We start from the raw sequence: 14,058 nt of genomic DNA, 5'->3' as shown, positions 1-14,058 counted from the left end.
CGGCGCGTCGTGGACCACGCCCGGGGACGGCGACGTACGCCGGCGAGCGGCCCGCGGGGCCGACCACAGAAGTGACGGAGGAGTTCGTCCTCGAGCTCCACGCCATGCTCACGACGCTGGTCGCCCGCGCCCCGCAGTTCGCGACGCTGCGGGACCGCGGCCTGGCGGACGACGTCGTCCACGACGTCCTGCTCGCGGTGACCAAGCGCATCGACGACGGCAACCCGATCGACGACCCGTTCACCTACGCGAAGAAGTGCGTGGTGAACCTGGCGATCCGCAACTACGACCGCGCGAACCGCGAGGCGACCGTCGAGGAGACGACGCTGATCCAGCTCGGGCCGATCGGCGGGGACGTCGCCGACCGCTTCGAGCAGCGCGCCGAGATGGCCGACGTGCTGGTGATGATCCGGTCGGTGAACGCGGTCATCGAGGACCTCGAGCCGCTGGAGCTCGAGCTCGTCCGGGCCGAGCTCGCCCGCACCGACCAAAAGCAGCTCGCGGCACGACTCGGCATCTCGCGTCCGACGCTCTACCGGCGCAAGCGCCCCGCGGTCGCCGCCTTCGTGGCCGCCGTCGCCGAGCGAGCGGGGACGCGGCCCTGCGCCGACCACGCCTCGGCGCTGCTCGCTGCCGCCGGCGGCTCCGGTTTCGACAGCTCGGTCATGGCGACCGCTCACGCGGAGACCTGCACCGAGTGCAGCGAGACGATCCGCCACCTCGCCGCGGCCAGCCACGGCCTCGCGATGATCTCGCCGATTCCGTTGGTGACCGTGGCCGAGGGCGACCCATCCCGGCTGCTCACGCGGGCGCACACCGCGCTCGAGACCGTGGCCGACTGGACGCGCGCCGTGATCATCCGTGTGGGCGACCCGACGCCCGTCGGCGGCTCGGCGACGAAGACGGTCGCGATCGTGGCCGCGGCTTGCACCGGCGGTGGCGGGATCTACTGCGCGGTCGACGGCGTGCCCGAGCCGCTGACGCGCCCGTTCGGCCACCACGCCAAGCAGGACGACAGCGACGCCGGCAAACGCCGCGTGGAAACCCGCAAGACGGCGCCGGTGTCGTCCCCGGCGCCAGTCGTTCAGACGGTGCCGGTCTCGCTGAACGCCGCCACGCTCCGCAGCATGGGTGGCGCGGAACGGGCGCAGCGTCGCGCGGTCGCCGCCGACGCCGCCCGGGCACGGCGCGCCCAGGTCGCAAAGGCCAAGGCGGCGGCGGCCCGCAAGCGCGAGGCCGCTGCGGCCGCGCGTCGCCGTGCGGCAGCCGGCGGCGAGTTCGGCACGCGACAGCCGGCCACCACCGGTGAGTTCGCGCCCCGTTCCGCCCCGGCGGCGGCCGCGCCGCAGGCCCGCGAGTTCATGGCCCCGCCGGCCGTCCCCGCGCAGACCACGATCACGAAGCGCGAGTTCGCGCCCTCGGCCGGGGGAGGTGGCACCAGCGAGTCCGGCGGGGCGGTGGCGCAGACCAAGCGCGAGTTCGGCCCCTGAGACGCGGCTTCTCCGCTCCGCTGCGACCCGGCGAACGAAACGGTTGCCCCGGAACCGTTTCTCGCCCTCCCGGGTCTGGGCGCGTCGTCGACGGGCCGAGTCCGGCATCCTTCGGCGGCAGACATGCGCGACCGCTACCCCATCACCCCCGAGCGCTACGAGCAGTTCACCAAGATCGCGCTCGCGCTGCTGATCTTCATCGTGTTCACGGGCGCGGCGGTCCGGCTCACCGGGTCGGGCCTCGGCTGCCCGACGTGGCCGAAGTGCACCGAGACCTCGGTCCACTCCTCGCTGACCACCCACGGCGTGATCGAGTTCGGCAACCGGGTCCTCACGTTCCTCGTGTCGGCCGGCGTGATCGCGGCAGCGCTCGGCGCGTACCTGGTCGTCCCGCAGCGCCGCGACCTGCGCTACCTGGGCTGGTCGCTGCCGTTCGGGGTCCTGGTGCAGGCGATCATCGGCGGCCTCTCGGTCCGCTTCCAGCTCGCGCCCGGCTGGGTCATGTCGCACTACATCGTCTCCTCGATCCTGCTGATCTGGGCGTTCGACCTCTGGTGGCGGTCCAAGCAGCCGGTCGGCGCCGCGCACGTGGTCCGCTCCGACCGCTCGACCGTGTACCTGATCCGAGGCCTGATGGTCCTGGCCGGCGTCGCGATCGTGCTGGGGACGATCTCCACCGCCGCCGGACCGCACGCCGGCGCGTCGGGCACGGGCGAGTTCGTCGGCCGCTTCGACTTCTGGGGCCTGGACACCCTCAGCCGCATCATCCACATCCACGGCTACGTGGTGACCGCGCTCGGCCTTGGCACGCTCTATGCGTGGTGGCGCGTGCGCAAGACGGACAACGCCGAGCTGACGCGCACGCTCGTGCTTGTCCTGGCCCTGCTCGCCTCCCAGGGTGTGCTCGGCATCGCGCAGTACCAGCTCGAGCTCCCCGCCGAGATGGTCTGGCTCCACGTCGCCCTCGCGACGCTGACATGGGTCGGCTTCGTCCACCTCAGGGCGGCAGCCGGACCGCTGCGTCCCCGCGACGAAGCGCATCCCGCGCCCGCGACCGCGGGCTGAACACCCGCGGCCGCGATTCCGCGGAATCGCCCGACCACCGGCGGAGCGGCCCGGCGCAGCGCGTCCGCGTCCCTCGCCACGATCTTCGGAATCGCCCGCTGATCGACTCGCCCATAGTCGACGACGCCCCGCAGCGATTCCGAGGAATCGCGCGTTCGGGTACCAGCTGACCCGGCAGCGGCTTGACCTGCCGCCCGCAGAGCGATTCCGCGGAATCGCCCCGAGTCACCCACGATCCGCGAGGCGGCTATAGGACCAGGCGCTCAGCGAGCGCCGCGGCCACCACGACGAACCCGGCGAGGCAGACCCCAGCGCGGCTGACCGACCCGACGACGAAGCACCGCTTGTGGCGTGCCCGCCACCGCTTGTCACGGCGAGTCAGGGAACTGGCGTAGATGGAGGTCGACCGCGGGGACACCTTGTGATCGCCGACACTAGGAGCACCGTCGGACGGAAAGGGAAAACCTCCGTCCCTACCCCGCAATCACGGAGAAAAACCTACGGCCGGTGCGTGATCGCACCGGCCGTAGCGGACCACCCGTCAGGCGGTCACAGGGTCTGCCTTGCGGACGGGCTCGAGGGCCACGTCCAGGACCTCGGCGATCGTCATCGCGGGGTGGAACGTCATGACGTCGCGCACCTCCTGCGGGACGTCGTCCAGGTCGCCGCGGTTGCGCTCGGGCATGACCACGTCGGTCAGTCCGGCCGCGTGCGCCGCGAGCACCTTCTGCTTCAGGCCGCCGATCGGCAGGACCCGGCCCTGCAGCGTGACCTCGCCCGTCATGCCGACGGTGTGCTTCACCGGCCGCCCGGACAGCAGCGACGCGAGCGCCGTGATCATCGTGACGCCGGCACTGGGGCCATCCTTCGGGATCGCGCCCGCGGGGACGTGGACGTGGAACTCACGGTCCTGGAACGCGTCGGCGGGGATGCCGAGCTGCTCCCGGTGCGCCCGCACGTACGTCAGGGCGATCTGCGCGGACTCCTTCATCACGTCGCCGAGCTGGCCGGTGAGGGTCAGCCCGCCGGTGCCCTTGCCGTCCATCGCGGTCGCCTCGACGAACAGGACGTCGCCGCCCGTCCCCGTGACGGCCAGACCGGTGGCGACGCCGGGCACCGCGGTGCGGGCCGCCGCCTCCTGGTAGACCTTCTGGCGCCCGAGGGCCTCGCGGACCAGGTCGAGGTCGATGACCACGGCCTCCGGCGCCACAGCGTCCTCCCCGTCGGCGACCGGGTCAGCCGGGGCGGGCCGTGAGGCGACCTTCGTCGCGGTCTTGCGCAGGACGGTCCCGAGCTGGCGCTCCAGCGAGCGGACGCCCGCCTCACGCGTGTACTCGGTGACGATGGTGCGCAGGATGCCGTCGTCCACGGTCACCTCGTCCTCGAGCAGGCCGTTGCGCTGGCGCTGCCGCGGGAACAGGTAGTCGCGGGCGATGGCGACCTTCTCCGCGACGGTGTAGCCGTCGAAGGAGATGACCTCCATGCGGTCCAGCAGCGGGCCGGGGATCGTGTCGTACTGGTTGGCGGTCGCGATGAAGACGACGTCGGACAGGTCGAGCTCCACGTCCAGGTAGTGGTCGCGGAACGTCGAGTTCTGCGCGGGGTCCAGGACCTCCAGGAGCGCGGACGACGGGTCGCCGCGCCAGTCGGCGCCGACCTTGTCGACCTCGTCGAGCAGGATCACCGGGTTCATCGTCTTCGCGTCGCGGAGCGCGCGCACCAGCCGGCCCGGGAGGGCGCCGATGTAGGTGCGGCGGTGGCCGCGGATCTCGGCCTCGTCGCGAATGCCGCCGAGGGAGATGCGGACGAACTCGCGGTCCATCGCGCGGGCGATCGACTCGCCGATCGACGTCTTGCCGGTACCGGGGGGACCGATCAGCGTCAGGATCGCGCCGGCCTTGCGCGCGTCCTCACCGTCGCCGAGGCCGCGCTCGCTGCGCAGCTTCTTGACCGCGACGTACTCGACGATCCGATCCTTGACGTCGTCCAGGCCGGCGTGGTCGGCGTCCAGCACCTCGCGCGTCTTGACGGGGTCGAGGGTCTCGTCGGAGGTGACGCCCCACGGGACCGAGACGAGCCAGTCCAGGTAGGTGCGGATCATCTGCCCCTCCTGGCCGCCCTCGCCGGACCGCTCCAGACGCTCGAGCTCGCGCTCGGCCTGCTCGCGGACGGCCTCGGGCATGTCGGCCTCGGCGATCTTCGTGCGGTAGTCCTCGCCGGCGGAGTCGTTGTCCTCGCCGAGCTCGCGCCGGATCGAGGCGAGCTGCTGGCGCAGCAGGTACTCGCGCTGCTGCTTGTTGGCGCCGGACTCGACGTCGTCGCGGATCTTGCGCCGGATCTGCAGCGCGGTGAGGCGCTCCTTCTGCATCTCGACGGCGAGCGCGAGGCGCTCGGTCACGTCGACCGTCTCCAGGATGCGGACCTTCTGCTCGAAGGTCAGGTCCGGCGCGTAGCCGGTGGTGTCGGCGAGGGCGCCGGGCTCGCGGATGGCGCGGACCCAGCCGGCGACGCGGCCGTCGTCGCCGCGCAGCTCGAGGAGCTCCTCGACCACGCCGCGGTACTCGCGCTCGAGCTCGCGCGTGCGGCCGTCGACCGGGACCTCGTCGGGCGCCTCGGTGACCTGCACGTGCAGCTTGCCGTCCGCACCGGTCTGGGCGGCGCCGATGAGGCCGCGCGACTCGCCGGACAGGGACGCGCCGCGGCCGCCGCCGGGCAGGCGGACGGACTCGATGACGGTGGCGATGGTGCCGACGGAGGCGTACTCGCCCTCGTGGCGGGGGACGAGCACGACGCGCTCGGCGTCGCCGACATCGACCGGGAGGGTGATGTCCATCGTGGGGAGCACGACGGTGTCGTCGAGCGGGATCAGGAGGTACGTGACAGGCATGATGGTGCAGTTCCTTTGTCGACTTCAACCGTTGCGGATGCAACAGTAGCAACTGATCTCAGTCCGTCAAGCATAGATCTTCTTCTGGAGTGGGGGGACGGCAGCGGGTCGTGTCGCCTTCCGGGTGCCGTTGCCATAACATGCGCCCCTGCACAACCACGCCGAGTCGTCGTCCACTAGGGACGGCGAGCGGGGGACCCAGTGGATCGAGCATCGGTCCGGGGGCGAATCGCCGTCATCACGACGGCGTAGCGCAGTTTCAGCGCGAGCCCGTCAGCTAACCCCGTAGGCGCCGAGACGACGGAGGACCCCACCGTGCCCAACGAGTTCGACGTACCCGTGCCGCCTTTTGCGGCCCATGACCCCACGCCGTATCGGCGTTCGCTGCGCGCTTCACGCGCGCGTCGCGCTGCCGCCGCCGTCCGCCGCCGTCGGACCGGCCGTGGCCGGCGTTCGCTCACGTGCGCGCTGCTGACTGCGTCGCTCCTGGCCGTCGGCGCGTCCGCGGACACCGGCTCGCCGCGCAAGCCCGCCGCGGTCGCGAAGTCGACGGTCGCCGCCGTGCAGTCGGCGCTCGGCATCCCGGCTGACGGCGTGATGGGCCCGGTGACGCGCAAGGCCGTGCGCTCCTTCCAGCGTAAGGAGGGGCTGACGGTCGACGGGGTGATCGGACCGCAGACGCTGGCCGCGCTCGGCATCGACGCGCGCAGCGCGAAGAAGGCGGTGAAGGCGTCCGCGAGCAAGGCGGCGATCTCGCAGGACGCCTCGTCGCTGCTCGAGGCGATTGCGCTGTGCGAGTCGGGCGGCGACCCGACGCTCGTCTCGAAGTCCGGCCGTTACCGCGGCAAGTACCAGTTCGACCGCGCGACGTGGAAGTCGGTCGGCGGCAAGGGCGATCCGGCCGCGGCCCCGGAGGACGAGCAGGACCGGCGCGCCGAGCGCCTCATGGCCGAGCGCGGCCCGTCGGCGTGGCCGGCGTGCTCGAAGAAGGTCGGCGCCGGCTGAGCCGGACACGTTCGTTGGTCTGCGCCGGGGCCAGAGCGATCCCGGCGCAAAGTCGTGACAGGAGCGTCGTTGCCGCGTCGCAGTGGGCGGGGCGAGCATGGAGGCCATGTACGACGAACGCACCGAGCTCATCCACGTCTCGATTCCCGGCAGCTCGCACGATCCGCGCGATCGTCGCGAGCCGCCCCCGGGGGTGGTCTTCCACTACGTCCCGGAGTTCCACCCGGACGACGTCACCGTGCACCGCGGGATCCCCGTCACCTCGGTGGCGCGGACGCTCGTCGACTGTGCGGAGGATGCCACCCCCGACGAGCTGCGCGGGATGTTCGCGCGGGCGTACGAGCAGGGCATCCTCGATCTGGACGCCGTCGACGCGTGCCTGCAGCGGATCGAGTGGCGGCCGTCGCTGCCGCTCGTCCGCCGCGTGCTGGAGGAGTTCCGCGGGCTCGTGGAGGCGATCGAGGAAGGTCCCGGCAGCGGATGCTGAAGCTGCCGGGCAGGAGCCGGTTCGGGCCTGGCGCTCGCCTACCGCGTCCCGCGCTTCGCCTTGACGGTCTTCGACACGGCGCCCAGGGACGACTGCGCGGTGGCGACCGAGAAGCGGATCGACCCGCCCTTCGCCTTCAGCCGCTTCGTGGCCGCGCTGGTCAGCTTCACGGTGATCGTGTTGGTGATGCCGCGCGGGATCATGATGACGCGCGTCGTCGTCGCCTTCTGGCCGGCGAGCCTCCCGGTGATCTGGATCAGGCAGCTGGTGGGCGCGTTTGCAGCGCAGCGCAGCTTGAGCTTCGCGGTCTTTCGCTGCTTGGCCAGGGTGGCGGACTGGATGGTGGCCCGGTAGGCCTTGGTCTGCGCGGCTGGGCCGCCGGCGGAAGTGCCGGGCTTCAGGACGCCGCCGACGATGCCCGCGGTGGTGCCGGTGCCGGGCTTGACGGTGCCGGTGGTGACCGGCTTGGTGGTGCCGGGGGTGGTCGTGGTCGGCTTTGTCGTCCCTGGCGTCGTGGTGCCGGGGATCGTGGTGCCCGGGGTCGTCGTGCCCGGGGTGGTGGTGCCGGGTGTGACGGACCGACCCAGGATCACCTGTGTCCTGGTGACGAGCTGCTGCAGCGGGGCCCCGACCGGGCTGGTCGCGGGGGTGCTCACCAGGACGCCGGATGCGGCGGTGAGCAGGCCGTCGAGGACGCCCAGGTCCAGCCCGGTGATCGCCAGCAGGCCGTTGACCGCCTCCAGCAGGGAGGCGAGCCCGGTGACCTGGCCGGCGTCGCCCGGGAGGCCGCCGTTCAACAGCGCGGTCAGCTTGCCGAGCAGGCCGTCGATGGCGGACGCGGACGGCGTGGACGAACCGGCGATCCCCGTGGCCCCGCCCAGCAGGCCAGTGATGACGCTGCCGGTGCCGCCGCTGCCGCCGAGCAGGCTCGAGACCTGCACCGGGGTGAGCTGGCCGACGAGGGTCGTGATGTCGCCGGCGGGCAGTGTGGCCAGGGCGCCCGCCAGCTGGCCGCCTGTCGCTGCCGCGAGGAGGCTGCTGCGCTGCCCGGACTCGGCGCCGGTCAGCAGGCCTGCCAATCCGGCGGCCGGCAGGGCGCCGAGCGCGCCCGTGAGCTGGCCGGTGGAGAGCGTGCCGAGCAGCGTGGTGAGCTGGCTGGTGCCGGCGAGGGTGAGCAGGTCGCCGAGGTCGGCGGCGGGCAGGGTGCCGAGTGCCCCGGTGAGCTGACCGCTCGTGAGGGTGCCGAGGAGGACGGTGAGCTGGCTGGTGCCGGCGTCGGCGAGCAGGTCGCCGAGACCGGTGGACGGCAGGCTGGCGAGCGCGTCGGTGAGCTGGCCGCTGGTGAGGGTGCCGAGGAGGACGGTGAGCTGGCTGGTGCCGGCGAGGGTGAGCAGGTCGCCGAGATCGGCGGCGGGCAGGGCACCGAGGGCGCCCGTGAGCTGGCCGCCGGTCAGCGTGCCGAGCAGGACGGTCAGCTGTCCCGTGTCCGCAAGGTCGAGCAAGCCGGCGAGGCCGGACGGCGACAGCGTGGCGAGCGCGGCCGTGAGCTGGCCGCTGGTCAGCCCGCTGAAGAGCGACGAGCGCTGCGCGGAGCTGACCGAGGTCAGGAGGCTGCCGACGTTCGCGGCCGGCAGCGTTCCGGCGGCGCCGGTGAGCTGGCCGGTGCTGAGGCTGCCCAGGAGGGTCGCCAGCGGTGTGCCGGTGGCCGTGGACAAGAGGCCGCCGATCTCGCCAGAGCTGAGCGTGCCGAGCGCCCCGGTGAGCTGGCCGCCAGTGAGGGTCCCGAGCAGTGTCGTGAGCTGGCCGGCGCTCGCGATGCCCAGCAGGTCGCCGGTCTCCCCCGCGGTCAGGGTGCCGAGCGCGCCGGTGAGCTGTCCGCCGGTCAGGCTGCCCAGGAGGGTCGTGAGCTGGCCCGTGTCCGCGAAGGCGAGCAGGTCGCCGAGGTCGCCGGCGGCCATCAGCGGGAAGGCCGCCGTGAGCTGGCCGCCGTCGAGCCCGCCCAGGAGAGCCGTGAACTGCGCGGCGTCGGCCACGCCGAGGAGCCCGCCGAGCTCCGCGGAAGTCAGGGTGGCGAGGGGTGCGGTGACCGCGCCGGTCAGGCCGCCGAGCAGCGCGGTGAGCTGCGAGCCGGTCGCCGGTGCGAGCAAGTCCCCGACGTCCGCGGCGGGAAGGGTTCCCAGGGCCCCGGTGAGCTGGCTGCCGCTGAGCGCGGCGAGCAGCGGCGGCAGCTGCGCGGAGTTGGCGGCGGTGAGGAGCGATCCGGTCTCGGACGCCGTCAGCGGCGCGACCAGGGCCTGGATCTCCAACGTCGTGGACGTCAGCAGCGAGTTCAGGATCGGCGTCAGCAGCAGGTCCAGCAGCGGATCGAGGAGACCGCGGTGCACGACGCTGCGCTCGGGGGCGGCCGGGGGCTGCGCGGCGGCCGCCTGCGCGGCCATGCTGGTGGCGCTCAGCGTGCCGCCGAGGACGATCACGGCGGTCGCAGCGGCTGCGACCTGCCGGGGAGAACGGCTGGGCATGGGGTGGGTCCTTTGGGGTGGCGGAGGGCCGAGGGAGCCCTCCGTACTACCCCGCTGATCGGCCTACCCCAGATCCGCTTGAGCCGGCACCCGCCGACCTGGACGGTCGTCCGTCCGTCCGTCCGTCCGTCCGCCGCCGCCGTCCGTCCGTCCGTCAGGCGGGCTGCGCGACGCGCTCGGCCGCAGCCTCGGCCTGCTTCTGCGCCTGGCGCTCCGGCGTGATGCGCACGACGTTCCACACGAGGCCGAGGCGCTCGAGGGTGTTGATGACCCACATCGACGGGTCCATCAGCTTCTCGGTCCGGCTCAGGCCGGCCTGGGCCGACCGCGGGAAGGCGTGGTGGTTGTGGTGGAACGCCTCGCCCATCGACAGCAGCGCGAGCGGCATGACGTTGGTCGAGTGGTCCTCGGTCGCGAAGCGGCGCGTTCCGAAGAAGTGGCAGATCGAGTTGATCGACCAGGTGACGTGGTGCAGGAAGAAGACGCGCACGAGGCCGCCCCACAGGAACGCGGTGAGCGCGCCCTTGAGCGTGAAGCCGCTCAGCACGAAGCCGAGCACCGCGGGGAGGGCGAGCGAGCCGAGCGCGATCCAGTGGAAGTTGCGGCTGATCCAGCGCATCCCCATGTCCTCCATCAGGTCCGGGGCGTACTTGCGGCGATTCGCGCGGCCCTGCTCGGTGAACAGCCAGCCGATGTGTGCGTGGTACAGGCCCTTGATGGGACCGAGGACGCCCTCGGTCGCGGGACCGACGTGCGGGGAGTGCGGGTCGCCCTCCTCGTCGGTGTGGGCGTGATGCTTGCGGTGGTCGGCGACCCAGTTGATGACCGGGCCCTGGACGCCCATCGAGCCCATCACGGCGAACGTATACGCGAGCCACGGCTTCGTCTGGAAGGCGCGGTGCGTGAGCATCCGGTGGTAGCCGATCGTGATGCCGAGCGCGGCGACCACGTAGATCGACACCATGATGCCGATGTCCCGCCAGCCGATGGCCTCGTTCCAGAAGACGACGACGGCGACGGCGAAGGCGGCGAACGGCAGGACGACCGCCACGATGTTCGTGATGCGTTGAGCGCGAGTCATGACTGGAAGTCTGCCCGCAAACGGGACGGGCGTTTCGTGCAAAGGTATGGGGGTGTGCGCGCGATATTTAGAGCTTGGTGACAAATGAGTCCCGGAGCTGGCACTGACGCGCTGCCGGCGCGGCTTGCGCTGACGCTGCGGCCGGCGCTGCCCGGCCTGGCCGAGGACACGATCCGCGCCATCGGCGAGGAGATCCCCGAGTACGCCCGTCCCCTCGAGGGGCCGTTCGGCAAGGCGCTCAACCGCGGGGTGCAGCGTGCGCTCGAGCGGTTCGTCGACCTGATCGAGGCCGGGGGCGTGGACAGCCGCGCTGACCGTGACCCGCGCGCGACCATCTACGTCGAGCTCGGTCGCGGCGAGCAGCAAGCCGGCCGCAGCCTCGACGCCTTGCTCAGCGCGTACCGGCTCGGGGCGCGCCTGGCGTGGGAGCGCTTCGTCCGGGTCGCCGAGGCGGCCGGCGAGGAGCCGCGGCACCTCTACGCGCTCGCGGGCGAGATCTTCAGCTACATCGACGCGATCAGCGCCGAGTCGGTCGACGGCTTCAGCCAGGAGCAGGCCCGCAGCGCCTCCGAGCGGGCGCGCCGGCGGCGGGCGCTCGTACGCGCGCTGGACCGCGACGAGGTCGACCCCGACGCGCTCGTCGACCTGGCCCGGGACGCCGACTGGACCGTCCCGGCCGGCCTGGCCGCACTGGTGATCGACGGCGAGCACGACGCCGACCGCCTCGCCTCGCGCCTCGGCCTGGACGTCATCGCCGAGGCTGACGGCGGCCGTGTGCTCGCGTTCGTCCCCGACCCCGAAGCGCCCGGCCGCCTCACCCAGCTGGCCGCGAACCTACCGCCGGGGGCCGCGGCGGCGCTCGGCCCCGAGGTCCCGCCCGGACGGGCACGCCACTCGAGCGCCCGTGCGCACGCAACCCTGCGGCTGGTGCTCGAAGGCCGCGTCGTCGCACCGCTTCCAGTCCGGGCCGACGACCACCTGCTCACGCTGTTGCTGCACGGCGGCGGGGACGCGTCCCTCGCGACCGACCTGGCCGCACGCGTCCTGCGTCCCCTCGAGGGACTCACCGGCGCGGCCCGCGGGCGGACCGTCCAGACGCTGCGGGCATGGCTCGACAACCCGGGCCGGATCCAGCAGATCGCCCAGCTCCTCGAGGTCCACCCGCAGACCGTGCGCTACCGCGTCGCCCGTCTTTATGAGCGCTTCGGGGAGGGCCTGGATGATCCCGACCACAGATTCGAACTCGCCCTCGCCTTGCGAGTCACGTCGGAGCAGCCCGGCACGCCAGCGGTGATCCCGTAACACGTGTGGTTCGCAGCCGTCATAGAAGGGCACACACCACCGACCTACCGCCAAGGACTCGAACCCGCTGTCAGCCAGCCCCGAAAGCCGTCCACCCAACGGTAGCCGGAGCAGGTAGTTGCAAAGTCAACGACAACGGCGTAGAATCCCTACAGCAAGAGTTGGTTATCTCCCGTAAGGAGCGCATTGCCCCGCAAGCCCACCCCCATCACGCCCGAACTGACCTCGGACTCCCTTGACCTCCTCCTCCGGGACGCGGGCAGCTACGAGCTGCTCAAGCCCGCCCAGGAGCTCGAGCTCGCCAAGCGCATCGAGCGTGGCGACCTCCAGGCCAAGGAGATGCTCATCAACTCCAACCTGCGCCTCGTGGTGTCCATCGCGCGTCGCTACATCGGACACGGTCTCCCCATGACCGACCTGGTGCAGGAGGGAATGATCGGGCTCATCCGGGCCGCGGAGAAGTTCGATTGGCGCAAGGGCTTCCGTTTCTCCACCTACGCGACGCTCTGGATCCGTCAGAGCATCCAGCGTGGGCTGGACAACAGTGCCCGTACCGTTCGCCTCCCCGCGAACGTGGCGCAGCGTGCCCGCAAGGTCGCGCGTGCCGCCGGTGACCTCGCCGTTCAGCTCGAACGCGAGCCGACCCTCGAGGAGATCGCCATGGCCACCGGCCTGACGTTCGACGAGGTCGAGCAGATCCGCGAGGTCGACCGCACCCCCGCCAGCCTCAACAGCCCCGTCGGCGATGAGTCCGACGGTGGCGAGCTGGGCCACTTCATCTCCGCCGAGGGCCCCGCGCCCGAGGAGGAGGTGCACACGGCCCTGGCGTCGATCGAGGTGCAGCGTGCCATCGACACGCTGCCCGACGAGGAGCGCAAGGTCATCAACCTGCGCTACGGCACCGCCGGCGAGCCCCCGCAGACGCCCGCCCAGACGGCACGACGCCTCGGCGTCACGCCGCGACAGGCAGCGTCGATCGAGGATCGCGCGCTGGCCAAGCTGTCGGTCCTGCCGCAGCTGGCTGCCCTCCGCGAGGTCGCGTAGCAGCGTCTGAGACGTCGAAGTGAAAGCAGTGCGAGGGGCCCGGCAGGTTGCGGGCCCTTCGTCTTTTAAAGCTCCTCGCCGTCCAGGAACAGGCGGACCTCGATGTTGCCCTGCGTCGCCTTCGAGTAGGGACAGACCGTGTGCGCGGTGCGCATCAGCTCGGCGGCCTTCTCGCGCTCGACGTCCGGCATGTCGCCGTGGAGCTCGACCGCGAGCCCGAAGCCGCCCTTGTCGTCGCTGCCGATCGACACTGCGGTGTCGATCGCGAAGTGCTTGGCGGAGATCTTCTGCTGGCGCGCGATCAGCGACAGCGCGCTCAGGAAGCACGCGCCGTACCCAAGGGCGAACAGCTCCTCCGGGTTCGTCGCCTCGCCCTGGTCGGCAGGCCCGCCCATGGCGGCCGGCGGCTTCAGTGCCAGGTCGGGGTGGCCGCTGAGGCTTGTGGCGCGGCCGTCGCGACCGCCCGTCGCCCGGGCCTTTGCGGTGTAGAGGACGTTCATGCGGCCACCCTAGAACGGCGCGCCCCGTCGTGGCCTGGATGCGTCATCTGGCTCATGACACTCAAACGAGACCGTCGTCGCGGCTGGGCGCGTTTACGCTAGGCGGGCATTCGATCCAACGGTCATAGAACTGACGCCCCGGGAGGGCACCACCCCATGAAGAACGCACGCTCCATCTTCGTCGCCGCACTGCTGGCCACGAGCCTCGTCGCCGCCGGTTGTGGCGACGACGACAACGGCTCGGGCTCCACCTCGACGCCGGCGGCCAGCGTCGCCACCACGGCGAGCACCGAGACCACGCCGACCACCGCGACCAGCACGCCCGCCGAGACGACCAGCACCCCGACCACCGCCACCGGGACGACCGAGATCCCGAAGGAGGCCGAGGCCGCCGTCAAGGCCGCCGTGGAGTCCTGCAAGTCCAGCATCGATGCACAGCCGACGCTCGACGCCAGCCTGAAGACCGACCTGAAGAAGGTCTGCGACAAGGCCGCCGAGGCCGCCGCGACCGGTGACTCCGCCGCCGTGCAGAAGGCCACCAAGGAGGTCTGCACCAAGATCGTCGAGGCCAACGTGCCGTCCGGCTCCGCACGCGAGCAGGCGCTCGCCGCCTGCGACGCCACCGCGCCGACCGCCCCGTAGCCCGGCCGCCGCTCGGGGCTCAACCGCAGCACGCCC

At 72.0% G+C, this 14,058-nt stretch carries 11 protein-coding genes and 1 riboswitch; of the genes, 7 read left to right on the top strand and 4 right to left on the bottom strand.

The window, feature by feature from the left end:
• The first annotated feature begins 104 nt into the window (after positions 1–104).
• Entirely contained in the window at positions 105–1,490 is a 1,386-nt protein-coding gene (locus DSM112329_RS24440) for a sigma-70 family RNA polymerase sigma factor (protein WP_354699176.1), read from the top strand.
• 123 nt (positions 1,491–1,613) lie between these two features.
• Positions 1,614–2,555 (top strand): COX15/CtaA family protein, encoded by a 942-nt coding sequence (locus tag DSM112329_RS24435; RefSeq protein ID WP_354699175.1) that lies wholly within the window; start codon positions 1,614–1,616, stop codon positions 2,553–2,555.
• Positions 2,556–3,096: 541 nt separating this feature from the next.
• On the opposite strand, the gene lon is transcribed toward DSM112329_RS24435, so the two are convergent.
• Positions 3,097–5,442: an endopeptidase La gene (gene lon / locus DSM112329_RS24430; protein WP_354699174.1), complete on the bottom strand. Its 2,346-nt coding sequence runs from the start codon at positions 5,440–5,442 to the stop codon at positions 3,097–3,099.
• Between the two features lie 149 nt (positions 5,443–5,591).
• Positions 5,592–5,750, top strand: a riboswitch (cyclic di-AMP (ydaO/yuaA leader).
• A 7-nt stretch (positions 5,751–5,757) separates the two neighbouring features.
• Between lon and DSM112329_RS24425 the strand changes: the two genes are divergently transcribed.
• Both DSM112329_RS24425 and DSM112329_RS24420 read left to right on the top strand, forming a co-directional pair.
• Positions 5,758–6,447 (top strand): transglycosylase family protein, encoded by a 690-nt coding sequence (locus DSM112329_RS24425; protein ID WP_354699173.1) that lies wholly within the window; start codon positions 5,758–5,760, stop codon positions 6,445–6,447.
• Between the two features lie 106 nt (positions 6,448–6,553).
• Positions 6,554–6,934, top strand: coding sequence for a hypothetical protein (locus DSM112329_RS24420; RefSeq protein WP_354699172.1), 381 nt, complete (start codon positions 6,554–6,556; stop codon positions 6,932–6,934).
• Positions 6,935–6,972: 38 nt separating this feature from the next.
• Here the strand turns inward: DSM112329_RS24420 and DSM112329_RS24415 are convergent, their stop codons facing one another.
• Both DSM112329_RS24415 and DSM112329_RS24410 read right to left on the bottom strand, forming a co-directional pair.
• Positions 6,973–9,453, bottom strand: a complete 2,481-nt coding sequence (locus tag DSM112329_RS24415; protein WP_354699171.1) for a hypothetical protein — start codon at positions 9,451–9,453, stop codon at positions 6,973–6,975.
• A gap of 154 nt (positions 9,454–9,607) precedes the next feature.
• Positions 9,608–10,534: an acyl-CoA desaturase gene (locus DSM112329_RS24410; protein ID WP_354699170.1), complete on the bottom strand. Its 927-nt coding sequence runs from the start codon at positions 10,532–10,534 to the stop codon at positions 9,608–9,610.
• Positions 10,535–10,618: 84 nt separating this feature from the next.
• Between DSM112329_RS24410 and DSM112329_RS24405 the strand changes: the two genes are divergently transcribed.
• Positions 10,619–11,836 carry a helix-turn-helix domain-containing protein gene (locus DSM112329_RS24405; RefSeq protein ID WP_354699169.1) on the top strand — a complete coding sequence of 406 codons (1,218 nt, stop codon included), beginning with the start codon at positions 10,619–10,621 and terminating at the stop codon, positions 11,834–11,836.
• Between the two features lie 186 nt (positions 11,837–12,022).
• Positions 12,023–12,880 carry a sigma-70 family RNA polymerase sigma factor gene (locus DSM112329_RS24400; RefSeq protein WP_354699168.1) on the top strand — a complete coding sequence of 286 codons (858 nt, stop codon included), beginning with the start codon at positions 12,023–12,025 and terminating at the stop codon, positions 12,878–12,880.
• A gap of 65 nt (positions 12,881–12,945) precedes the next feature.
• On the opposite strand, the gene DSM112329_RS24395 is transcribed toward DSM112329_RS24400, so the two are convergent.
• Positions 12,946–13,380, bottom strand: a complete 435-nt coding sequence (locus DSM112329_RS24395; protein WP_354699167.1) for an organic hydroperoxide resistance protein — start codon at positions 13,378–13,380, stop codon at positions 12,946–12,948.
• A 156-nt stretch (positions 13,381–13,536) separates the two neighbouring features.
• On the opposite strand from DSM112329_RS24395, the gene DSM112329_RS24390 reads away from it, so the two are divergent.
• On the top strand, positions 13,537–14,022 hold the full coding sequence (locus DSM112329_RS24390; RefSeq protein ID WP_354699166.1) for a hypothetical protein: 486 nt from the start codon (positions 13,537–13,539) through the stop codon (positions 14,020–14,022).
• The last annotated feature ends 36 nt before the right edge of the window (positions 14,023–14,058 follow it).

This window comes from Paraconexibacter sp. AEG42_29, assembly GCF_040581415.1.
GTDB lineage: Bacteria > Actinomycetota > Thermoleophilia > Solirubrobacterales > Solirubrobacteraceae > Paraconexibacter.
The sequence above is the reverse complement of the archived record's forward strand: the minus strand, read 5'-3'. Positions and strand labels throughout refer to the sequence as shown.